The organism is Bacillus sp. V26 (genome assembly GCF_034296245.1).
Classification (GTDB): domain Bacteria; phylum Bacillota; class Bacilli; order Bacillales; family Bacillaceae; genus Bacillus; species Bacillus halotolerans.
In genome coordinates this window covers 1,042,432-1,065,202 of sequence record NZ_JAXKQF010000001.1, presented here as the reverse complement: position 1 = coordinate 1,065,202, position 22,771 = coordinate 1,042,432, and the positions used below count along the sequence as shown (strand labels likewise).

At 41.0% G+C, this 22,771-nt stretch carries 28 protein-coding genes; 18 read left to right on the top strand and 10 right to left on the bottom strand.

Annotation, left to right across the window (positions count from 1 at the left end; all coding sequences use genetic code 11):
• The first annotated feature begins 140 nt into the window (after positions 1–140).
• Positions 141–587, top strand: coding sequence for a sporulation inhibitor of replication protein SirA (gene sirA / locus UJ203_RS05670; protein ID WP_024121578.1), 447 nt, complete (start codon positions 141–143; stop codon positions 585–587).
• Between the two features lie 85 nt (positions 588–672).
• Positions 673–891, top strand: a complete 219-nt coding sequence (locus UJ203_RS05665; RefSeq protein WP_003221221.1) for a YneF family protein — start codon at positions 673–675, stop codon at positions 889–891.
• Between the two features lie 73 nt (positions 892–964).
• On the opposite strand, the gene ynzD is transcribed toward UJ203_RS05665, so the two are convergent.
• Entirely contained in the window at positions 965–1,138 is a 174-nt protein-coding gene (gene ynzD, locus UJ203_RS05660) for an aspartyl-phosphate phosphatase YnzD (RefSeq protein ID WP_024121579.1), read from the bottom strand.
• 220 nt (positions 1,139–1,358) lie between these two features.
• Here ynzD and UJ203_RS05655 point away from each other — a divergent pair, with 220 nt between their 5' ends.
• From UJ203_RS05655 to UJ203_RS05645, 3 genes are all read left to right on the top strand, one after another.
• Positions 1,359–2,066 carry a cytochrome c biogenesis protein CcdA gene (locus UJ203_RS05655; RefSeq protein WP_322009014.1) on the top strand — a complete coding sequence of 236 codons (708 nt, stop codon included), beginning with the start codon at positions 1,359–1,361 and terminating at the stop codon, positions 2,064–2,066.
• Between the two features lie 89 nt (positions 2,067–2,155).
• Positions 2,156–2,518 carry a response regulator gene (locus UJ203_RS05650; RefSeq protein WP_010334411.1) on the top strand — a complete coding sequence of 121 codons (363 nt, stop codon included), beginning with the start codon at positions 2,156–2,158 and terminating at the stop codon, positions 2,516–2,518.
• Positions 2,519–2,598: 80 nt separating this feature from the next.
• Positions 2,599–3,090 (top strand): CcdC family protein, encoded by a 492-nt coding sequence (locus UJ203_RS05645; RefSeq protein ID WP_082687905.1) that lies wholly within the window; start codon positions 2,599–2,601, stop codon positions 3,088–3,090.
• A 30-nt stretch (positions 3,091–3,120) separates the two neighbouring features.
• Here the strand turns inward: UJ203_RS05645 and UJ203_RS05640 are convergent, their stop codons facing one another.
• The 4 genes from UJ203_RS05640 to sspO form a co-directional block, all read right to left on the bottom strand.
• Positions 3,121–3,549: a DUF2621 domain-containing protein gene (locus tag UJ203_RS05640; RefSeq protein WP_322009012.1), complete on the bottom strand. Its 429-nt coding sequence runs from the start codon at positions 3,547–3,549 to the stop codon at positions 3,121–3,123.
• 232 nt (positions 3,550–3,781) lie between these two features.
• Entirely contained in the window at positions 3,782–4,174 is a 393-nt protein-coding gene (cotM, locus tag UJ203_RS05635; protein ID WP_322009474.1) for an outer spore coat protein CotM, read from the bottom strand.
• Positions 4,175–4,252: 78 nt separating this feature from the next.
• Positions 4,253–4,399, bottom strand: a complete 147-nt coding sequence (locus UJ203_RS05630; RefSeq protein ID WP_003221237.1) for a small acid-soluble spore protein P — start codon at positions 4,397–4,399, stop codon at positions 4,253–4,255.
• A gap of 30 nt (positions 4,400–4,429) precedes the next feature.
• The gene (gene sspO, locus UJ203_RS05625; protein ID WP_003221239.1) at positions 4,430–4,576 is read right to left on the bottom strand and encodes an acid-soluble spore protein SspO; all 147 of its coding nucleotides are present in this window, start codon (positions 4,574–4,576) and stop codon (positions 4,430–4,432) included.
• A 227-nt stretch (positions 4,577–4,803) separates the two neighbouring features.
• Between sspO and acnA the strand changes: the two genes are divergently transcribed.
• The 7 genes from acnA to UJ203_RS05590 all read left to right on the top strand — a co-directional run bounded on the left by acnA (position 4,804) and on the right by UJ203_RS05590 (position 9,629).
• Complete coding sequence (acnA, locus tag UJ203_RS05620; RefSeq protein ID WP_322009009.1) at positions 4,804–7,533, top strand: aconitate hydratase AcnA; 2,730 nt, start codon at positions 4,804–4,806, stop codon at positions 7,531–7,533.
• A gap of 70 nt (positions 7,534–7,603) precedes the next feature.
• Entirely contained in the window at positions 7,604–8,113 is a 510-nt protein-coding gene (locus tag UJ203_RS05615; protein ID WP_322009007.1) for a redoxin domain-containing protein, read from the top strand.
• An 80-nt stretch (positions 8,114–8,193) separates the two neighbouring features.
• A complete protein-coding gene (locus UJ203_RS05610; RefSeq protein WP_003244964.1) occupies positions 8,194–8,319 on the top strand; it encodes an FbpB family small basic protein in 126 nt (41 codons plus the stop codon).
• Positions 8,320–8,383: 64 nt separating this feature from the next.
• Positions 8,384–8,530 carry an acid-soluble spore protein SspN gene (sspN, locus tag UJ203_RS05605; RefSeq protein WP_024121586.1) on the top strand — a complete coding sequence of 49 codons (147 nt, stop codon included), beginning with the start codon at positions 8,384–8,386 and terminating at the stop codon, positions 8,528–8,530.
• A gap of 35 nt (positions 8,531–8,565) precedes the next feature.
• Positions 8,566–8,817: a small acid-soluble spore protein Tlp gene (gene tlp, locus UJ203_RS05600; RefSeq protein ID WP_024121587.1), complete on the top strand. Its 252-nt coding sequence runs from the start codon at positions 8,566–8,568 to the stop codon at positions 8,815–8,817.
• 80 nt (positions 8,818–8,897) lie between these two features.
• Complete coding sequence (locus UJ203_RS05595; protein ID WP_010334419.1) at positions 8,898–9,314, top strand: YbgC/FadM family acyl-CoA thioesterase; 417 nt, start codon at positions 8,898–8,900, stop codon at positions 9,312–9,314.
• A 15-nt stretch (positions 9,315–9,329) separates the two neighbouring features.
• On the top strand, positions 9,330–9,629 hold the full coding sequence (locus UJ203_RS05590) for a hypothetical protein (protein ID WP_024121589.1): 300 nt from the start codon (positions 9,330–9,332) through the stop codon (positions 9,627–9,629).
• Positions 9,630–9,661: 32 nt separating this feature from the next.
• On the opposite strand, the gene UJ203_RS05585 is transcribed toward UJ203_RS05590, so the two are convergent.
• Positions 9,662–9,949 (bottom strand): HesB/YadR/YfhF family protein, encoded by a 288-nt coding sequence (locus UJ203_RS05585; RefSeq protein ID WP_024121590.1) that lies wholly within the window; start codon positions 9,947–9,949, stop codon positions 9,662–9,664.
• Positions 9,950–10,042: 93 nt separating this feature from the next.
• Positions 10,043–10,624, bottom strand: a complete 582-nt coding sequence (gene plsY / locus UJ203_RS05580; protein WP_024121591.1) for a glycerol-3-phosphate 1-O-acyltransferase PlsY — start codon at positions 10,622–10,624, stop codon at positions 10,043–10,045.
• A gap of 168 nt (positions 10,625–10,792) precedes the next feature.
• Between plsY and UJ203_RS05575 the strand changes: the two genes are divergently transcribed.
• The 3 genes from UJ203_RS05575 to parC all read left to right on the top strand — a co-directional run bounded on the left by UJ203_RS05575 (position 10,793) and on the right by parC (position 15,978).
• The gene (locus tag UJ203_RS05575) at positions 10,793–11,200 is read left to right on the top strand and encodes a CoA-binding protein (protein WP_322008999.1); all 408 of its coding nucleotides are present in this window, start codon (positions 10,793–10,795) and stop codon (positions 11,198–11,200) included.
• A 389-nt stretch (positions 11,201–11,589) separates the two neighbouring features.
• Positions 11,590–13,557 (top strand): DNA topoisomerase IV subunit B, encoded by a 1,968-nt coding sequence (parE, locus tag UJ203_RS05570; protein WP_198098466.1) that lies wholly within the window; start codon positions 11,590–11,592, stop codon positions 13,555–13,557.
• A gap of 3 nt (positions 13,558–13,560) precedes the next feature.
• Positions 13,561–15,978 carry a DNA topoisomerase IV subunit A gene (parC, locus tag UJ203_RS05565; RefSeq protein ID WP_322008995.1) on the top strand — a complete coding sequence of 806 codons (2,418 nt, stop codon included), beginning with the start codon at positions 13,561–13,563 and terminating at the stop codon, positions 15,976–15,978.
• Between the two features lie 50 nt (positions 15,979–16,028).
• On the opposite strand, the gene UJ203_RS05560 is transcribed toward parC, so the two are convergent.
• Together UJ203_RS05560 and UJ203_RS05555 are read right to left on the bottom strand one after the other, a co-directional pair.
• Positions 16,029–16,154, bottom strand: coding sequence for a hypothetical protein (locus tag UJ203_RS05560; protein ID WP_010334426.1), 126 nt, complete (start codon positions 16,152–16,154; stop codon positions 16,029–16,031).
• A 24-nt stretch (positions 16,155–16,178) separates the two neighbouring features.
• Entirely contained in the window at positions 16,179–16,529 is a 351-nt protein-coding gene (locus tag UJ203_RS05555) for a hypothetical protein (protein ID WP_322008992.1), read from the bottom strand.
• Positions 16,530–16,986: 457 nt separating this feature from the next.
• Here UJ203_RS05555 and UJ203_RS05550 point away from each other — a divergent pair, with 457 nt between their 5' ends.
• From UJ203_RS05550 to UJ203_RS05540, 3 genes are all read left to right on the top strand, one after another.
• Entirely contained in the window at positions 16,987–18,384 is a 1,398-nt protein-coding gene (locus UJ203_RS05550) for an alanine/glycine:cation symporter family protein (RefSeq protein WP_105954367.1), read from the top strand.
• Positions 18,385–18,717: 333 nt separating this feature from the next.
• Positions 18,718–20,217: a cellulase family glycosylhydrolase gene (locus UJ203_RS05545; protein ID WP_322008988.1), complete on the top strand. Its 1,500-nt coding sequence runs from the start codon at positions 18,718–18,720 to the stop codon at positions 20,215–20,217.
• 76 nt (positions 20,218–20,293) lie between these two features.
• Entirely contained in the window at positions 20,294–20,554 is a 261-nt protein-coding gene (locus UJ203_RS05540; RefSeq protein ID WP_105954369.1) for a YnfE family protein, read from the top strand.
• 500 nt (positions 20,555–21,054) lie between these two features.
• Here UJ203_RS05540 and UJ203_RS05535 read toward each other — a convergent pair whose 3' ends face one another.
• Positions 21,055–22,200, bottom strand: coding sequence for a choline esterase (locus UJ203_RS05535; RefSeq protein WP_322008983.1), 1,146 nt, complete (start codon positions 22,198–22,200; stop codon positions 21,055–21,057).
• Positions 22,201–22,771: the final 571 nt, after the last annotated feature.

The window sequence follows — 22,771 nt, the reverse complement described above, 5'->3', positions numbered from 1 at the left end:
GGATGAGTCAAATCATCCTCTTTTTCTTGTTTATCCGACAAAAATAGTATTGGCTGTTTAACAGTAATAGACAATTCTTTCTTCTCTTCTTTTGTATAATAGAATGCAAATGAAATGCTGCTGGAAAAGGGGATGAGAAGATGGAACGTCACTACTATACGTACCTGATCAAAGAGGAATTTGCCAATCATTATTTCGGGCGGGAATCGGTTATGTTTGAGCTGTTTCAAGACTATCATTGGACAAGCCTGACGAGGCAGCAGTATGAAATGACAGAGAAACAAATTCAATATATTACGAAACCCATTCCGATTTTACATATGCATCAGCGGTTAAAAATGAATTTGAACAATACAAACTATACACAGCTGGATTATATTTATAGATTATCTCTCCCAAAAGCAAAGGGACAAGCGTCTTTTATGATGAAAGAACACATGATTGAAATTGTAGCTAACGGAGATTACGAGGCGGAAACGATATTTTTTGAAGTTCTTCGCAAAGTAAGCCCTTGCTTTCTTGCAATGGATTTCAATACGAAGCGGTATGGGTGGTTAAATCCGGTGAAAGAAAGAAATTTTGTCTAAAACCGAAGAAAAAGAGATGTAAATGTTGTATAATAGCTTTTGGTTTAGTACACTTTAAACTAGACAACATGAAGGAGGAAATAAAATGACTTTATGGGTTGGCATCCTAGTGGGCGTTGTTGCACTGCTCATAGGTGTTGCACTCGGGTTTTTTATTGCTCGTAAATATATGATGAGCTATCTTAAAAAGAATCCGCCTATTAATGAACAAATGTTACGCATGATGATGATGCAAATGGGAATGAAACCTTCTCAAAAGAAAATCAATCAAATGATGAAAGCCATGAATAATCAAACGAAATAATACGTAAAGATTATGATATAGAGAAACATGGTTATAAAATAAAAAACCCTTTATCGGGTTTTTTATTTTGCAATCATTCATCACCCGCTACTGCTCGAAGGCGCTGCTTTTGATATTGTATGAGAAGATGGTCAAGCTCCTGACTGAGTTCTATCGTAATATGAGATGTCATTCCGTTCGCCATGACAATTTGCAGCAGCTCTGCTCTTTTTTTTTCAATTTCATTTAATAGATGCTCTCTAATCACAGGGATGTATCCTTTCATACATTAGATCTTCAAAAGTGAATGTTTATATTATATCCATATTTATACTAATTTTCAAATGAGAAGGAGTACAATGTCTCAATGTCAAATTAAATTATATAAGTTTTTTTTGAAAATAGAAATCCTTCGAGTGAAAGTGTTAAAAAAATGAAATGATTTTGTCATAACTTGAAGGAATGTCAAATCATGAAGGGATGATGACATGGGAGATGTGAATTATTTACTGACATTCGGGGCAGGATTTTTATCATTTATTTCGCCTTGCTGCCTGCCGCTTTATCCGGCTTTCCTGTCATATATTACAGGAGTCAGCATGGATGATGTGAAAACAGAGAAACTATTGCTGCAAAAAAGAAGCTTGGCCCATACGCTGTTTTTTTTGCTGGGGTTTTCAGTGATTTTTATAGCTTTAGGATATGGAACATCTTTTATTGGAACCTTGTTTAGGGATTATCATGATGCCATACGGCAAGTTGGTGCTTTGCTCATTATTCTGTTCGGTTTTATTACGCTTGGCGTGTTTCGGCCTGAGGTTATCATGAAAGAACGCAGAGTCCATTTTAAGCATAGGCCAAGCGGTTTTTTCGGTTCCGTTTTAATCGGTATGGCTTTTGCGGCCGGCTGGACGCCTTGCACCGGTCCCATTTTGGGGGCTGTTATCACATTAGCAGGTACTAATCCTGGCTCAGCGATACCGTATATGATGCTATATGTTCTCGGATTTGCCGTTCCGTTTGTATTATTGTCGTTCTTCATCACGAAACTGAAGTGGATCAGGAAGAATCAGCTTTTGATCATGAAAGCGGGCGGTGTACTTATGATTGTTATTGGGGTACTGCTATTTTTTGATTGGATGAACTTGATCATTATTTTGCTGTCGGATCTTTTTGGTGGATTTACAGGTTTCTGACTGCTAAATTACTTTTGCACTACTACTAATCCTTTTGTTTTTGGTACAATAAGACTATTACCTGAGGAATTCGATTTTTGGAGGGGAATATGACAAGAGTTTTAGTTGTAGACGACGCCAAGTTCATGAGAGTAAAAATCAGAGAGATCTTGGAAGAGGCAAATTACATAATAGCAGGCGAGGCGGCGGACGGCGAGCAAGCGGCTGACCTGTATAAAAAACTTCGGCCGGACTTAGTGACGATGGATATTACGATGCCGGTGAAAAACGGCATTAAGGCGCTCCGTGAGATCATATCCTTTGACCCTAAAGCAAAGATCATCATGTGTACGGCAATGCGCCAGCAAAGAATTGTTACAGAAGCCATTGAACTTGGGGCCAAAGATTTTATTGTCAAACCGTTTGAGGAGTCCAAAGTATTAGAAGCTGTCAACCGCGTTATGGGAAATTGATAGTCATTTCTTTTCAAAATGGTTTTTTTTATTGTTTTGGAGTATAGTATATAGTGTCAACACTCCGAGAAAACAAAGGAATGATAAGTATGATGATTATAGTTTCATCAATTGTTGCTGTTTTAATGGCTGCAGCTGTGATGGTGGTCAGAATTAAGTCTTCCGATAAGCCCGTTTCACCGAAAAAAATCATTCTCCCGCCGATTTTTATGAGTACGGGGGCGTTAATGTTTTTATTTCCGGTTTTTTGGGTAACGGGTGAAGAGTTTTTAGAAGCGATCACTTTAGGCGTGATTTTCTCTATTTTTCTTATAAAAACTTCAAAGTTTGAAATTAAAAATAATGAAATTTACATGAAACGCTCTAAGGCATTTGTCTTTATATTAGTCGGCCTTTTAGTGATCAGAATTGTGATGAAATCAATTTTAAGCACATCGGTTGATTACGGCGCACTGAGCGGAATGTTTTGGATTCTGGCTTTCGGTATGATTGTGCCGTGGAGAATCGCCATGTATCTGTCATACCGAAAACTTCAAAGCGAGCTGCAGTCAGCAGACATTCAAATGAATTAAAAAACCTTTCCTCCTTGCGGGAAAGGTTTTTTATTTAAGAAGGTCCTGATAAGGTTCAATATCGATTTTCTTGTCTCTTAGATGTTTCTTTAAAAAGGTATGGTCTCTTTTCGGAGTAGCCAGAATATAACCTTTGATAATAAGCCGCTGATCAATCGCAGCTGCGTTTTCTTTTAATGCCAGCTCTCCGATTTTTCCGGCAATTTTTGCTCGAGCTATATCTCTGAACAGCTCCGGAACAGGTGTGACCAATTCATCGAGAAATTGTTTGTTTTCATTACTCCATAGATGTCTGCTGTTTTCAATATAGTAATCCTGCCAATCCAGCTCAGATTTGCCGTCCTCTTTTGGTAAACGCTTTAAAAACTTTCGAAACATAAAAAAACCGCCGATTGATAACAAGACAATCATCGTGATCACCCAAAACAGAATAAACCACAAAAACCAGCCTTCCAGCATCAATCATTCCCCCTTATACTAACCATATTGTATATGAAGAAAGAATAGAAGAACAATGTTTAAAAAAAATAGAAAAAAATGATAGACGTCTAGTCAAAAGAGATGGTAGATCATATTCTATTGTATAGTGAATCTGCTATTTGGCCATGGGAGAGTCACTAGAGGGTATTTGACGATAAATGGACGGAAAAAAAGTCACTTTCATTATAGGGGATGAAAGTGACTTTTGATTTTAGCTGAGAGGGAATTGAAGAGAAAAAGAAGAGCGATCATTCGTCTCTTTATTGACGGCAACTGTGAGAATTTGATTTTCACATTCGGTCTCAATCGACTTGTCATTCAAATAAAAAGGAAGCATCATTTGTTTTTCAAGAGTCTGTTCTGAGGATTTAACCGTCAGGATGAACTCACATCCGGACAAGGTAATTGTGATTTGTGTCGGCTGTATAGACGACAGATCTGCTTCAATAATATATTGCTGACTTGTTTCATATAGATCAATAGGTAATGTTTCGTCGTACCAGGCGAACGGATCTTCAAAAAATTGCCCAAGCCATTCCTCCATACCATCGAAATCATTAGCATCGTTTCGTTTTGAATGGGTCATGGAAGCATTCCTCCATATATATACCTTGCTTTAGCTTATGCAGTTGGTCAGAAATGGGTGAACGCATAAAAAAACAGACGCTACGGTCTGCTTTTATTACATATCATGGCTGGAATTGTGCTTTTGTCTTGTGTGATTTCTGTTTTTTACTTTCTTGCTTCCGCTGAGGGGTTCCGGCTGACCCGGATTGTGTCCTTTAGGAGCGTTTTTATGCATATCTTTACTTGTATTTTTATTGGTCATAAAATGAGAACCTCCTTAAAAGAGTTAACGTTATTGATTGGTTTTTCTTTTTTTGTTATTTTGGCGTTCTGCTTCAGTCAGTACAAGCTGATCGTTTTCTACATAGCCGGCGCCTTTGCCTTGGCTTTTCGCGTCATTCATCCCATTTATTACGTGATTTGCTTTTCGTTTGACCATCATTATCACCTCAATCATAATATGGCTTCTTTCAATGAGGAATATGAGAGAGTGCAGACAGTAAAATTTCCCGCTTTTTTGCCCTGATAAGCCGATCTTATTGTATTTAATAAAAACATTGATATTTACTTATGTATGATTTTGTTTTAATATGAAATTGTGAGAAAATTGTGATGGAATGTAATGTTCATCTGAGAATGAACTGATCTGAAGGGGGATTTTGGAGAATGGCAAACGAGCAAAAAACTGCAGCACAAGACGTTTTCCAAGCGAGAAAATCGTTTACTACAAATGGGAAAACATATCATTACTACTCTTTGAAAGCATTGGAAGATTTGGGGATCGGAAATGTGTCGAAGCTTCCTTATTCCATTAAAGTTCTTTTAGAATCTGTATTGCGTCAAGTTGACGGATTCGTTATCAAAAAAGAACACGTGGAAAATTTGGCAAAATGGGGAACTGCCGAGTTAAAGGAAATCGATGTTCCGTTTAAACCATCTCGCGTTATTTTACAAGATTTCACTGGGGTACCGGCAGTAGTTGACCTTGCTTCATTACGTAAAGCAATGGCAGCTGTCGGCGGAGATCCTGACAAAATCAACCCTGAGATTCCTGTTGACCTTGTCATCGACCACTCTGTACAGGTTGATAAAGCGGGCACAGAAGATGCTCTGGCTATTAATATGGACTTGGAATTCGAAAGAAATGCAGAGCGTTACAAATTTTTAAGCTGGGCAAAGAAAGCGTTTAATAACTACCAGGCAGTACCGCCGGCAACAGGTATCGTTCACCAGGTAAACCTTGAGTTCTTGGCAAGTGTTGTCCACGCAGTTGAAGAAGACGGAGAACTGATTACGTATCCTGATACGCTGGTAGGAACCGACTCGCATACAACAATGATTAACGGAATCGGTGTTCTCGGCTGGGGTGTCGGCGGAATTGAAGCAGAAGCCGGAATGCTGGGGCAGCCTTCTTATTTCCCTGTTCCTGAGGTAATCGGCGCGAAACTCGTCGGAAAGCTTCCGAATGGAACAACAGCCACTGACTTGGCGTTAAAAGTGACACAAGTACTGCGTGAAAAAGGCGTAGTCGGTAAATTTGTTGAGTTCTTCGGACCGGGAGTTGCTGAACTGCCGCTGGCAGACCGTGCGACAATCGCCAACATGGCTCCGGAATACGGTGCAACATGCGGATTCTTCCCTGTTGATGAAGAAGCTCTAAATTATCTGCGTCTGACAGGCCGCGATGCTGAACATATTGACGTAGTAGAAGCATACTGCAGAAGCAACGGCTTGTTCTACACTCCAGATGTAGAAGACCCGCAATTTACTGATGTCGTTGAAATTGATTTGTCTAAAATTGAAGCAAACCTTTCCGGTCCAAAACGTCCTCAGGATTTGATTCCGCTTTCTGCTATGCAGGAAACGTTTAAAAAGCACTTAGTCAGCCCTGCGGGTAACCAAGGATTCGGATTAAACGCCGAAGAGGAAGATAAAGAAATTAAATTTAAATTGCTTAACGGCGAAGAAACAGTCATGAAAACGGGTGCAATCGCTATTGCTGCGATTACAAGCTGTACAAATACATCTAACCCATACGTCTTAATCGGCGCCGGCCTTGTGGCGAAAAAAGCGGTTGAATTAGGACTCAAAGTGCCTAACTACGTGAAAACATCACTTGCACCGGGTTCTAAGGTTGTTACAGGATATCTTGTTAATTCAGGCCTTCTTCCATACATGAAAGAGCTTGGTTTTAACCTCGTTGGATACGGATGTACAACATGTATCGGAAACTCAGGTCCGCTTTCACCGGAAATTGAAGAAGCAGTTGCGAAAAATGACCTGTTGATTACGTCTGTTCTTTCTGGAAACCGTAACTTCGAAGGACGTATTCATCCGCTTGTGAAAGGTAACTATCTTGCTTCTCCGCCGCTTGTAGTAGCTTATGCGCTGGCTGGAACAGTGAACATTAACCTGAAGACGGATCCGATCGGTATCGGAAAAGACGGACAAAAAGTGTACTTCAACGATATTTGGCCGTCAATGGACGAAATTAATTCACTTGTTAAACAAACTGTTACACCGGAGCTCTTCCGCAAGGAGTACGAAACAGTATTCGATGACAACAAACGCTGGAATGAGATTGAGACAACAGATGAAGCGCTGTATAAATGGGATAATGATTCAACTTATATCCAAAACCCGCCATTCTTCGAAGAAATGTCAGTTGAACCAGGCAAGGTTGAACCTTTAAAAGGCCTTCGTGTTGTCGGTAAATTCGGCGATTCAGTCACAACCGACCATATCTCTCCTGCAGGGGCAATCGGAAAAGATACACCTGCCGGAAAATACTTGCAAGCAAAAGGTGTGTCACCTCGTGACTTTAACTCCTACGGTTCACGCCGCGGAAACCATGAGGTTATGATGAGAGGAACATTTGCAAACATCCGCATCAAAAACCAAATCGCGCCGGGCACAGAAGGCGGATTTACAACGTACTGGCCGACTGGTGAAGTGACATCAATCTATGATGCCTGCATGAAATATAAAGAAGATAAAACAGGCCTTGCCATCTTAGCGGGCAAAGATTATGGTATGGGATCTTCCCGTGACTGGGCTGCAAAAGGAACAAACCTGCTCGGCATTAGAACTGTAATTGCTGAGAGCTTTGAAAGAATCCACAGAAGTAACCTGGTATTCATGGGTGTGCTCCCGCTTCAATTTAAACAAGGTGAAAATGCGGATACACTCGGCTTAAGCGGTAAAGAAGTGATCGAGGTGGATGTTGATGAAAGCGTACGCCCTCGTGATATCGTTACAGTAAGAGCAATTGATGAAGACGGAAGTGTAAAAACATTTGAGGCACTTGTGCGCTTCGATAGTGAAGTTGAAATTGATTATTACCGCCATGGCGGAATTCTGCAAATGGTGCTTCGCGAAAAAATGAAGCAATCATAATGTATGAAGAAGAGAAGGCAGCCTGCTTTCTCTTCTTTTTATGAAATAAGATAGCTCCGGGGGTGAATTTATGCTGAAAAAATGGGTGGCAGGAATCCTGTTGATTGGGCTTGCCGGATACATGTGCTGGAACATCTATCAGCAATTTAGCAAAAAAGAAATAGGCATTGAAGAGGGACAGCAAGCGCCTGACTTCACTCTGAAAACGCTATCAGGAGAAAGGATCTCTTTATCAGATGTCAAAGGCAAAAAAGTTCTGCTTAACTTCTGGGCAACTTGGTGCAAACCGTGCCGACAGGAAATGCCGGCGATGGAGGAACTGCAAAAGGAGCACTCAGATGTAGCGGTTATTGCAGTTAATTTCACTTCAGCTGAGAAAAGCGAGAAACAGGTGCAAACTTTTGCTGATACGTATCATTTAACCTTCCCCATTTTGATTGATAAAAAAGGAATTAATGCTGACTATAATGTGTTTTCATACCCAACTACGTATATTTTAGATAAAAAAGGCGTAATTCAAGACATACATATCGGGACTATGTCAAAAAAAGAGATGAAAGAAAAACTGGATCTTTATTAGATTCAGTTTTTTTTATGTGCAAACATGCTTACAAATTTTCAGAATTGGAAAAAATGAAAAAATACGCGGAGGTGAGAAGAGTGAAGAAGATGAGAAAACGTTCTTTTCATGAGCTCGTCATGGAAAACAAAAAAGAGCTGATGACGAATACGGAATATTTAAATCAGCTTGAGGAAAAGCTTGAACAGCGATTTAAGCAAAAATAACCTTTAATTTGTATTCATGTTTGCCCCTCCTTTTGAGAATCCTATTTGTTGAGGAGGGATAAACATGGGAAACAACAAGAAAAACGGTCAGCCTCAATATGCTCCAAGCCACTTGGGTACAAAGCCTGTTAAATATAAACGCAATAAAGGGGAAAAAATGCACGATACTTCTGGTCAGCAGCCAATTATCATGCAGACGAAAGGCGAATAGCGCCGGATTGATTTTATTCTAGGAGGTTCATCCCAATGACAAAAAACCAAAATCAATATCAGCAGCCTAATCCTGACGACCGTTCCGACAACGTAGAGAAACTGCAGGATATGGTCCAAAATACAATCGAAAATATAGAAGAAGCAGAGGAATCAATGGAGTTTGCTTCTGGAGAAGATAAGCAGCGCATCAAAGAAAAAAACGCAAGACGGGAAGAGAGCATCGAAGCATTTCGCAATGAAATTCAAGACGAATCCGAAGCGAGAGAAAACGGATACCGTTCGTAAAAACCAGGGAAACCTGGTTTTTTTCTTTCTGATTTGGATATGGTAAAATGGGGCTAAACTGATTAAGGGAGCAGAGTATCTTGCATGTATCAAAAACAGAAATAGAAGTGCGTTACGCCGAAACAGATCAAATGGGGATCGTGTATCATGCGAATTATCTTGTTTGGATGGAGGTCGGAAGGACGGCACTCATTAAAGACCTAGGCTTTTTATACAGTGATATGGAAAAGAAAGGCGTGCTTTCTCCAGTCGTTGATATCAATATTTCCTACAAAAAACCCCTCCATTATGGAGAAACTGCGGTGGTGCACACATGGATTGAGGAATACAACGGCTTTAAAACCATATATGGCTACCATATTTATAATCCGGCTGGTGAGCTATCTATTGAAGCGAAATCATCTCATATTTGTGTGGATAAAGAAAGTTTTAAACCGATTCAGTTTCGTAAGGCTTTCCCCGATTGGCACGCAGCATATGAAAAGGCCAAAAAATAGGGAAGTGAATGACATATGGCATTTGGCGTGAAACGGGAGGAAGTTAACCGATGGAAGAAGGCAGTCAAAAGAGGGGAAATCGCATTTTTAACACATTATTGGCTGGATGACCGTTTCCCGGAATCTAAAACCGTGACAAAAGCAGGCTGTGCAGATATTGATAAGCTGGTTCAATGGGGTGCGGCGTACGGTTTGAAGGAAGAATGGATACATAAAAAAAGCGAATTTCCCCACTTTGATCTTTTGGGCGAGACGCAAAAATATATCTTAGAACAAGAAAAGCTGACCGACCATCTCACACGTTTTCATTTATAAAAAAAGAACGCATATGATATGCGTTCTTTTTCTTAATGGTATTCAAATACAGGCTCATCAGCAGACTCTGAATAGCTGACGAGAAGATCATGGTTGTCAAAGTACCAAAGATCACTTTCTTCAATAAAGAAGGTGATGCCGCCGACTTCTGCCGTGACTCCTGCCTCTTGGGGAGCATCTTTCGCCACTCCGAGAGAAAAGCCTTTTTGAACGTTGCTGCAGCCGCCATAGCGGACGAAAAATCGAACTTGGTCTCCGTTTTGTAAATCGAGCTCTTCTTTATACCAGTTCAGCGCGTCTTCGTTAACTGTCATATTCATAACAGGACCCCCTTTTCCCTTTGTTATCATTTGATTTTCTCTATTATAAACGTATAAGGCTATCTCGTGTCAAAATAGAAGTTTTTTAAACATTTATAACCATTTGACTTTAGGTTCTGTTTTATTGATAATTCGTTTGATATTCGCCCGGTGCCTGTATATTACAAAAACAGTGAGCAGCGTGACGACAATCAATAAATACTTATCATGTACAAAGAGACTATATATGACAGTATATATCCCTGTTAACATTGATGACAGAGAGACAAATTTTGTCAAGTATAAAAAGATGAAAAAGACCGCAACCATTGTAATGAATAACAGAGGTGCATAAAACAGCAAGACGCCTCCCGAAGTTGCTACGGCTTTGCCGCCTTTAAATTTGGCGAACACAGGAAACACATGGCCAAGAACCGCTATGACTCCCGCAAGGAGCGGATGAATATCAACATGCATGAGGTAAGGCAATGCAGCTGCCAGTGTCCCTTTTAAAATATCTCCGGCTATGACAACCGAACCAGCTTTTACGCCCAGTGTACGGAACGCGTTGGTAGCGCCTAAGTTTCCGCTTCCATGCTCCCGAATATCAATTCCCTTGGCAAGCTTACCTACGATTAAGCCAGATGGAATGCTGCCTATCAAGTAGGCCAAAATAATCAATAAAGCAATTAACATCTACATTTCTCCTTTTTCAATGTCCCTAATCTCTATTTTAACATGAGATGTCATGATCTGATGATAAGTTTTTTTGTAAAGTTTGCTTACAAATCTAATCAGCCATACATCATGTTTTGATTTCTTCCTTTTCGGTCGTGTAGAATAAACAAAAAGGAGTGGTCTATCATGCAAAACCCTTCAAAAGCGGAAATCAAAAAAATTCTTGATGGAAGTAAGAGAATTGCGGTAGTCGGGCTTTCAGACCGTCCCGATAGAACATCCTATATGGTATCAAAAGCGATGCAGGATGCGGGATACGAAATCATACCAGTAAATCCGACGATCGAAGAGGCGCTTGGTGTAAAAGCCGTATCATCGTTAAAAGAAATTGACGGTCCGGTTGATATCGTAAATGTATTCAGACGTTCAGAACAGCTTCCTGATGTCGCTAAAGAGTTTCTGGAGACAGATGCCCCGGTATTTTGGGCGCAGCAAGGCCTGGTGAACGAAGAGGCTTATCAGATGCTGAAGGAAGATGGCAGAACGGTCATCATGGATCTGTGCATAAAAGTGGCACACGCTGTAACAAAATAGGTGCAGAGCTGCAAAAATCCTTGTGAATTCAAGGATTTTTGCTTTTTCATGTAAAGATATTGTTTGCGAATTACTGTGAAACAGATACAATAAAGCTTGAACAGCTTTTTTTGAATGCCTTGCTAAGCTGGGTTCCGGCCGTTCGATTTGCGAAGGTCCGCTGCTTTATATATAATAAACAAACATACGTTCTCATATCGAAAAAACAGCACTTTTGGATGTTTTACGGAATGATTCGTTAGCTGTATGTTGAGAATGGGATGACATTGGTTATAATGAAGAGTCCAAGGCAGAAGCGCACCGGGGCAAGGATTAGGAAAATACTTTTATACAATTGACAAGTAACAATGAAAAAGAGAATGTTAGTTTTTTGAAAGGGGTTTGTACGTTTGGCTAGAAAACAGCAATTTGATTACAACGAAGATGCCATACAGGTGCTGGAAGGCCTTGAAGCCGTAAGGAAAAGGCCGGGTATGTATATTGGCTCAACCGACGCGAGAGGCTTGCATCACTTGGTTTATGAAATTGTAGATAACTCCGTCGATGAGGTACTTGCCGGCCATGGAGATCACATTATCGTTAAAATACATAAAGACAACAGTATTTCTGTACAGGATAGAGGCCGCGGCATGCCGACTGGAATGCATAAACTCGGCAAACCAACCCCTGAGGTCATTTTAACGGTGCTTCACGCAGGCGGAAAATTCGGGCAAGGCGGTTATAAGACAAGCGGAGGGCTTCACGGCGTCGGCGCATCTGTCGTGAATGCTTTATCTGAATGGCTGACGGTTACGATTGAGCGGGACGGCTTCGTCTATCAGCAGCGTTTTGAAAACGGAGGTAAACCGGTCACATCTCTCGAAAAGATTGGCAAAACGAAAAAGACAGGCACACTTACTCACTTTAAGCCTGATCCGACAATGTTCAGCACAACAACTTATAATTTTGAAACGCTTTCTGAACGCTTACGGGAATCAGCGTTTTTATTAAAAGGATTAAAAATTGAACTGATTGACGAGCGGAACGGCCAGCGTGAAGTCTTTTATTATGAGAACGGAATAGAAGCGTTTGTTGCTTACTTAAATGAGGAAAAAGATGCCCTGTCTGAAGTGGTCTCGTTTGAAGGAGAGCATCATTCCATCGAAGTGGATTTTGCGTTCCAGTTTAACGACGGCTATTCAGAAAATATCCTGTCGTTTGTTAACAACGTCAGAACAAAAGACGGCGGAACTCATGAGTCGGGTGCAAAGACAGCGATGACGAGAGCCTTTAATGAATATGCGAGAAAAGTGGCTTTGCTGAAAGAAAAGGATAAAAACCTGGAAGGCACAGATATAAGGGAAGGGCTTTCAGCTATTATCTCTGTCCGTATTCCTGAAGAACTTCTTCAATTTGAAGGACAAACAAAAGGAAAACTCGGCACAAGCGAAGCAAGATCTGCTGTAGACGCAATCGTATCAGAACAGCTTGCTTACTTTTTAGAGGAAAATCGGGACACCGCTACTCTTCTTGTGAAAAAAGCAATAAAGGCGAGCCAGGCGCGAGAAGCGGCACGTAAAGCCCGGGAAGAAGCCAGAAGCGGCAAAAAACGAAAAAAATCAGAAGCGACATTAAGCGGTAAGCTGACACCTGCGGGTTCAAGAAATCCGGCAAAAAATGAATTGTATCTCGTTGAGGGTGACTCTGCGGGCGGTTCAGCAAAGCAGGGAAGAGACCGCAGATTCCAAGCGGTTCTGCCATTGCGCGGTAAAGTCATTAACACGGAAAAAGCAAAGCTTGCTGATATCTTTAAAAACGAAGAGATTAATACGATCATTCATGCCATCGGCGGCGGTGTCGGGGCTGATTTTTCAGTCGACGACATTAACTACGATAAAATCATCATTATGACGGATGCCGATACTGACGGCGCTCATATTCAAGTACTGCTTTTAACCTTTTTCTATCGCTATATGAAGCCGCTCATTGAGAATGGAAAGGTATTCATTGCTCTGCCTCCTTTATATAAGGTCAGCAAAGGAAGCGGGAAAAAAGAAATCATTGAATATGCATGGTCTGATGAAGAGATGGATGGAGTACTGAAAAAAGTCGGCAAGGGCTATACAATCCAGCGATACAAGGGTCTTGGTGAGATGAACGCGGATCAGCTGTGGGAAACGACGATGAATCCGGAGTCCCGTACGCTTGTAAGGGTCAAAATTGACGACGCGGCACGTGTTGAGAGACGCGTGACGACATTGATGGGCGATAAAGTAGAGCCGCGCAGAAAGTGGATTGAGAAAAACGTAGCTTTCGGCTTAGACGAAGAAAGCAATATTTTAGAAAATGAAAACTTATCGGTCGCTGAGGAGGTTTAATGATTGTCACAGCCAGAATTATTTCATGATTTACCATTAGAAGAGGTGATCGGCGACCGTTTTGGACGCTATAGTAAATATATTATTCAAGACAGGGCGCTGCCTGATGCGCGCGACGGATTAAAGCCCGTACAGCGCAGAATTCTGTATGCGATGCATACGGACGGAAACACATTTGATAAAAATTTCAGAAAAGCGGCCAAAACGGTCGGTAATGTCATCGGTAACTACCATCCGCACGGTGACAGTTCGGTGTATGAAGCAATGGTGCGAATGAGCCAGGATTGGAAAGTGCGGAATGTATTAATTGAAATGCACGGGAATAACGGAAGTATAGATGGAGATCCTCCGGCGGCCATGCGTTACACAGAAGCGAAGTTGTCTTCGATTGCATCAGAGCTTCTGCGGGATATTGACAAAAATACTGTTGAATTTGTCCCAAACTTTGATGATACAAGCAAGGAGCCTGTTGTACTTCCGGCTATGTTCCCTAATTTGCTGGTCAACGGTTCTACCGGTATATCTGCAGGATATGCGACTGATATACCGCCTCATCATTTAGGAGAAGTCATTGATGCTGTTATTAAACGTATTCAAGTGCCGTCATGCTCTGTAGACGATCTCATGGAAGTGATCAAAGGGCCTGACTTTCCGACAGGCGGAATTATCCAGGGCGTTGATGGCATTAGAAAAGCCTACGAAACCGGAAAAGGGAAAATTATTATCCGCGGAAAAGCTGAGATCGAAACGATCAGAGGCGGACGTGAGCAAATTGTGATTACAGAAATTCCGTTTGAAGTCAATAAAGCCAACCTTGTGAAAAAAATGGATGAGTACCGTATTGATAAAAAAGTTGAAGGCATCTCCGAGGTTCGAGACGAAACAGACCGAACCGGCCTGAGAGTGGTCGTAGAACTAAAGAAAGAAGCAGATGCCAAGGGCATTTTGAATTACTTATATAAAAATACTGATTTGCAGATTACGTATAACTTTAATATGGTGGCGATCCACAACCGCCGTCCAATGCTGATGAGTCTGCCATCTATTTTAGATGCATACATCGGCCACCAAAAAGAAGTTGTCACAAACCGATCCGTTTACGAGCTTCAAAAAGCAAAAGACAGACATCACATTGTAGAAGGTCTTATGAAAGCTTTATCGATCTTGGATGAAGTTATCGCAACGATTCGCTCCTCAAGCGATAAACGTGACGCCAAAAACAATTTAATGGCGAAATATGAATTCACTGAGCCTCAGGCTGAAGCTATCGTGTCCTTGCAGCTATATCGTTTAACAAATACCGATATCACAGCGCTCAAGGAAGAGGCTGAAGAGCTCAGCAAAAATATTGAAGAGCTTGAATCGATTTTAAGCAATGATAAAAAGCTGTTAAAGGTCATTACAAACAGCTTAAAAGCGCTGAAAAAGAAATATGCGGACACGAGACGCTCTGTCATTGAAGAAAAAATTGAGGAAATCAAAATTAATCTTGAAGTCATGGTTGCCTCTGAGGATGTATACGTGACTGTTACAAAAGATGGCTACTTAAAACGCACAAGCCAGCGTTCCTTTGCCGCTTCAAACGGACAGGATTTTGGAATGAAGGATACAGACAGGATGCTGCACCAGTTTGAAATGAATACGACAGATGTGCTGCTGCTTTTCACGAATAAGGGAAGCTATATCTATTGTCCGGTTCACCAGCTGCCTGATATCAGATGGAAGGACATGGGCCAGCACTTTTCTAACATAATCACGATTGAACGTGACGAAACGATTGTAAAGGCCATACCGATAAAAGAGTTTGATCCATCTGCTTATCTTTTATTCTTCACGAAAAACGGCATGGTGAAAAAGACAGAACTCACCCATTACAAAGCACAGCGTTATTCTAAAGCACTTGTGGCGTTAAATCTAAAGGGTGAAGACGAGCTGATTGATGTACATGTGACAAATGGTGACAGTCAGATCTTGATGGCGACACATCTCGGATATGGCCTATGGTTTGGAGAAGATGAAGTAAATGTTGTGGGCGCACGTGCAGCTGGCGTTAAAGGAATTAACTTGAAAGATGGAGACTTTGTCGTGTCAGGAGAAATTCTGCATGAGTCTGATTCTCTCGTATTGTTTACACAGCGGGGAGCGGTCAAACGTATGAGTCTTTCTGAGTTTGAAAAGACCTCCCGTGCAAAACGGGGAGTCGTTATGCTGCGTGAACTGAAGAAAAATCCGCATCGTGTCGTTTCGCTGTTCGCGTGCGGACTTGATGAGCGGTTTATGGCAGAAACGGAAAAAGGGGACAGAAAAGAACTGCAGGCTAAAGAGCTGCGAACAAACGACAGATACAGCAATGGTTCATTCTTTATTGATGAAGAAGAATCAGGCAAGGTCACAGCTGTCTGGCGTCTTACAACTGAATAATCATTAAAAAACCCGCCCACATATCGTGAGCGGGTATATTTTGTTTTTCATCAGCTTTCATGGCTGGTGAATAAGTCTGTCACGGCATGAATGACTTCAATACCTTGCCATACAAATAAGTTCAGCGCTGTGAAAGAGAACAAGCCTAAAATCACCATTCTTAAGATAAACAACATGTTAACAGCCTCCTCATATTTTCGTTATATATTCGGGTGATGTTGAACATGAAGTTTGTCGAAATAAGATGATTGATAAAATTTGGCCAGTATAAAGCTTTTTCTCCGCTGCCGTCTCCGGGAGTAACATATATCTTTGTTTTCCGCGGTCATCAGCAGCACAGCCATTGAGAAGGCAGTCAGCGCAAAAGCTCCGGTGATGGATTTCTTTTCATCATCTGCATTTTGGCCAGCTTTCATCTCATGCATTTCCTGCTGGTCGGCTACCGCTTTATCATGATGGCCAATATCAAAGGCGTGGGGAATTGAGAACAAATGAAAACTGGCAATCGCCAAAAATAAGATGGAAGCTTTAAGTATCGTTACTTTTTTCAAATGATCTCCCCCCTTCGATATTACTGAATATTTTTATAATGATACCCCAGACCATCTTAAAAGTAAACCTGATTTATTAAATTTAAAAATAAAATTCACTTTGTTAAGTATATATCGTTTCAGTTCCTTTTTAAAGTGAAATGTCTTTTATTAGTATATGTATACCCTATCTAGGGTGTGATACAAAACATATTTTAAAGATATGTTTGCAGTTCAAACATTATCACGATATACACCCTAAGGGTAGGGAGAAACAAGCGGAGAATGAATAGAAAGGGAGACTCTTTTTATTAATTTCTAATGAATTTATTCATAGAAATTAAAAAATCAAACTAACATAATATTCTTTCGAAAAAACTTCCTAATTCGACATATTGTGATATAATAATACTCGTTATGTTAAAAAATCTAACATCGAAATTGAATTCACAATGAATTGATGAAACAGGAGGTAAATATGGAGTCTTTTTTCAACAGTTTGATTAATATTCCAAGTGATTTTATCTGGAAATATTTATTTTATATTTTAATAGGGCTTGGATTATTTTTTACACTTCGTTTTGGTTTTATCCAATTCCGTTACTTTATCGAAATGTTTAGAATAGTAGGGGAGAAGCCACAAGGCAACAAAGGTGTTTCTTCTATGCAGGCATTTTTTATTTCTGCCGCATCCCGAGTCGGTACAGGGAACTTGACTGGTGTTGCCTTAGCGATTGCGACAGGCGGACCAGGCGCTGTATTTTGGATGTGGGTTGTAGCAGCTGTCGGTATGGCTTCAAGCTTTGTTGAGAGTACGTTAGCTCAGCTTTATAAAGTGAAGGACGGAGACGATTTCCGAGGCGGACCGGCTTACTATATTCAAAAGGGGCTTGGGGTCAGATGGCTTGGCATCGTATTTGCTGTCTTAATTACCGTATCATTCGGTTTAATCTTTAACGCTGTTCAATCAAATACAATTGCAGGAGCGTTAGAAGGCGCTTTTCATGTGAATAAAATAGTTGTCGCTGTTGTTCTTGCTGTTTTAACGGCTTTTATTATTTTTGGCGGTTTAAAACGTGTTGTCGCTGTGACACAGTTGATTGTTCCGGTCATGGCAGGGCTTTATATTCTTATAGCACTATATGTTGTATTCACAAATATTTCTGCATTCCCAAGCGTTATTGCGACAATTGTCAAAAACGCTTTAGGAATTGAACAAGTTGTCGGCGGAGGAATAGGAGCTATCATCGTCATCGGTGCACAGCGCGGACTTTTTTCTAACGAAGCGGGAATGGGTAGCGCGCCAAACGCTGCTGCGACAGCTCATGTTTCGCATCCGGCTAAGCAAGGCTTTATCCAGACATTAGGCGTGTTTTTCGATACATTTATCGTATGTACGTCCACAGCGTTTATTATTTTGCTGTACAGTGTAACACCAAAAGGTGACGGCATCCAAGTAACGCAGGCTGCTTTAGACCACCATATTGGGGGATGGGCGCCTAGTTTTATAGCAGTCGCAATGTTCTTATTCGCTTTCAGTTCAGTTGTCGGAAACTACTATTATGGCGAGACAAACATTGAATTCATTAAAACAAGCAAAACATGGCTGAACATTTACCGTATTGCGGTTATTGCTATGGTTGTCTTTGGATGTGTAGCAGGGTTCCAGATTGTTTGGGACATGGCGGATCTCTTTATGGGGATTATGGCGCTGATTAACTTAGTTGTGATCACGCTGCTGTCAAACGTAGCATACAAAGTCTATAAAGATTACGCGAAACAGCGCAAACAAGGACTTGATCCTGTGTTTAAAGCGAAAAATATCCCAGGACTGAAACACGCTGAAACTTGGGAAGAAGAGAAACAAGAAGCATAATTTATAAAGAATACGGCTGCATTCAATGACTTGAATGCAGCTTTTTATTTGCCGAAAAAAAAGCGGAATCTTTTGATTTCATCAAAAAATAACGTGTAAAGTCCTGAACAAGCACTTTTATCCCTGATATACACGTGTCAGCTGTATAAGAAGCAACACAAAAAGAGTCAATAGACAGGCTTTTAAGCCGCCTAAAAACAAGAAATTAGGTTGATAGACAATCATGAGAAAGATTTTTACAATGAGTGCGTGTTTAAAAAAAGAAAGGGAGGGAGAGCGGCAGCTAATAGGCAGACATTTTACATGATTATTTGAAGGAGGAGAGAATGCTATATGAAACGTTCAGTCTCTATCTTTATCGCATGTTTATTAATGACAGTATTAACAATTAGCGGTGTCGCGGCACCAGAAGTATCTGCAGCAGGGGCGAAAACGCCTGTAGGCCTTAATGGGCAGCTTAGTATCAAAGGTACTCAGCTAGTCAATCAAAACGGAAAACCGGTGCAGCTGAAGGGGATCAGCTCACACGGTTTGCAGTGGTTCGGCGATTATGTCAATAAAGACACTTTAAAATGGCTAAGAGACGATTGGGGAATTACCGTCTTCCGGGCGGCAATGTACACGGCTGACGGCGGTTATATCGAGAATCCGTCTGTGAAAAATAAAGTCAAAGAAGCTGTTGAAGCGGTAAAAGAGCTCGGGATATATGTCATCATTGACTGGCATATTTTAAATGACGGCAATCCAAATCAAAATAAAGAGAAGGCGAAGGAATTCTTTAAGGAAATGTCAAGCCTTTACGGAAGCTCACCAAACGTTATATATGAAATTGCTAATGAACCGAACGGTGATGTAAATTGGAAGCGCGATATCAAACCGTATGCGGAAGAAGTGATTTCTGTTATTCGTAAAAATGACCCGGATAACATCATTATTACCGGAACAGGCACTTGGAGCCAGGATGTCAACGATGCTGCGGATGATCAGCTTAAGGATGCAAACGTCATGTACGCGCTTCATTTTTATGCCGGTACACACGGCCAGTTTTTAAGGGATAAAGCGGACTATGCGCTCAGCAAAGGAGCGCCGATTTTTGTAACGGAATGGGGGACGAGTGACGCTTCCGGAAATGGCGGGGTATACCTTGACCAGTCGAGGGAATGGCTGAATTATCTCGACAGCAAGAAAATCAGCTGGGTAAACTGGAACCTTTCCGATAAGCAGGAATCATCCTCAGCTTTAAAGCCGGGGGCATCTAAAACAGGCGGCTGGCCGTTATCAGATTTATCCGCTTCAGGGACATTTGTAAGAGAAAACATCCGCGGCTCCCAAAATTCGAGTGAAGACAGATCTGAGACGCCAAAGCAAGAGAAACCCGCACAGGAAAACAGCATCTCTGTGCAATACAGAACAGGGGATGGAAGTGTGAACAGCAACCAAATCCGTCCTCAGATCAATGTGAAAAATAACAGCAAGACCACCGTTAACTTAAAAAATGTAACTGTCCGCTACTGGTATAACACGAAAAACAAAGGCCAAAACTTCGACTGTGACTACGCGAAGATCGGATGCAGCAATGTGACGCACAAGTTTGTGACATTACATAAACCTGTAAAAGGTGCAGATGCCTATCTGGAACTTGGGTTTAGAAACAGGACGCTGTCACCGGGAGCAAGCACCGGAGAAATTCAAATTCGTCTTCACAATGAGGACTGGAGCAATTATTCACAAGCCGGGGATTATTCTTTTTTCCAGTCAAATACGTTTAAAGATACAAAAAAAATCACATTATATAATAACGGAAAACTGATTTGGGGAACTGAACCCAAATAGTGACTGTTTTGACGGACATCACAATTGGTGTCCGTTTTCATTATCTAATCAGCGGCAGAACAAGGAGGTGCAAGCTGTGGACGAAACATTGAAACAGTATATGTTGCTGTTCAAACAAAATAGCGACTTGGTAAACGGATCGGACTATCCAGGTAAGGAAAAAGATATCCAAAACCAAAAAGAACAGATTGAAGCCTACGAAAAACTTCTGCAGCAAGGCTTTACCAGCGATTATGATTATGATGAGTTTGCTGATTCGGTAATCAAATGCGCATACGGTGATATGACATTGGAAGAGCTGGAAGCCGTATATTATGGGTTGACTTCGCCATTTTAAAGTTTTTTAATAAGGCTTGCTGAAGCTCAGGCATTTGACATTTGAAATGAATACAATCGAAATTAGTCAACCTGTAAGTAATTTTCTTATCCTGTCTCACTAACTTAAGTATACTTTGTTATTGAGACAGGATTTCTTTAAAATTTATTGCTTCCTAGAATATATATTATGTTAACTAAAATAAGTCGCAAATCGACACCATTGTTTTTCAGCCTCTCTTATGCCAGGATTATTATCTGTATAAGAAAAAACCTTTATGGCCAAGACATAGTCGAATTCGGTCCTTTAAAGTAGCTTACGAAAACAATAATTGTTTAGGTGCAATGAAATTTGACAAATCATTGCACCCTTGAGCTTGTAATAATAATCTATTCCGTCGGTTGATTTTTTTAATTGTTTTGCCGGCTTCCAATGCCCAATATGGATTTAGGGTTATCGGCTCTGTGTCTGTACGACTAGCTCTTTGACTTGCGTTTATCAGCAACCTATCATCGGTTATGTCACTTGTTGCTGGTCTTCTTGATCAAGTCCACGCCATCGTATGCCAGACTCTCCACACTTGCAGCCTTCTGCAGTATGTAATGATCAAAAAAGTTCTTCGTATAGTCTGTAACAAGATTTCGCATCTCCATAGCATCCCGTTCGCCTCTGAGTTCCTCATTAACACTGGTAAACACGATGTCGCAGTAATCTAAATGCGCAACACGATCAACAGAGAAATAATAGGTTTCCATGCTATTGTTAGCGCCAATTATCGCATTCATGTTATAGTTAGGTTCACAAAACAGTAGCAAAAAGGGTTTCTTAAGGTCGCTGTCGAGAAGGCCGAATGCACCGCTATCCAAGCCAATCCCGCAGGCGAACCGGTCGTCGTCCCGGCAAACAATCGCCGTCGTAGGCCCTCCATAAGAATGTCCGACTATGCCCATGCCGATGTCAAGCAACAATCTGCCCTGAAAGATGGAATTCAGCTCTCCAGAGTCCAGTTTGTAAAGATAATCGGCTGCATACCTTACATCTTCTGCCTGTAATTCACTATACTCTGTTAACTTGGCAAGTATCGGCAGTGTAAGCACGTTTTGGCACATCTCAATGGCAGTTTCATCGTCAGGCCGCATCTCCATCTTACCAGCCAACGCCAGCATCTCCGGATCTTCAGAAAACGCCATAATGACATCCGAAAAATCCTTTGAAACATTAAACAGACGCCCATCTTTACGCTTATACATCGTGCTATTCTGATGGCCGATGCTTACCACAACATATCCCATGCTTGCCAAGTCTGTACAGATCACTGTACCCCATTCTGGAGAACCGCCCCCGCCGCAAACATAGAATAACACCGGATAGCGCTTTTCCTTCCCGGAGAGGGCGAGGTCGTCGTAACACTGGGTCTTGATATCTATAGAGAAAACATCCTTCCCTTTAAGATACGCAGTGACAAGTGGCTGCTCATTAAACATCTGGTAGACTTCAGGGAACATGTACGTTGATGTAGTCTTACCTTCGCTACTGTCGGACGGATAGTACACAAACGCCGTCAGTTCTCTTTTTGAGTGATCTGATGCCGTGTACTCAAAATCAATCTGGGTTCGACCGACAGTATAGTTCCCAATTGGTTCTGGAAATGCGTCATAAGTTTTCATTCTCTTGTTCCCCCTTAATTAATAAAAGTGGCGAATGTGAAATACATACATTGCGCTATAAGCGCTTTTCAAAACTGTTTTAGGGTTTGTTTCAACAAGAACCCAAAAATCGTATTCTAGATCACTGAACAAGCGAACATTCCTTTTTAGTTAAGGACTATATGATCCCCAATAATTATTTCCAAACTTGCTGCTTTTTTTCATTTATTGGGCGAATACATGTGCACACCTCTTTTAACAAGATTTTTCTATAAAAATTTCGACAAGGTTCTACAATACCCTTCTATAAATATTCATAATATCTCAGTAATAGTGCATCGGTCGTTCAGAATGGATCCATTAAATGATAAAATACTTATTTGACTAGGGTTTACAACGCATAAAATGGATCTATGTTTACTTCCTTGTACAATTCCTCCTTGTTTCTATACCACCTCCTAAGCTGCATCCTTAACTTCCAAGATTACTCGATCACTTTTTACGATAGTATATTTCCATGTGCATTTGAATTGATCATTGAACAGCCAAAAAAGAATAAACCATGCCTAAAGGCGTTAAAATGGACAAATAA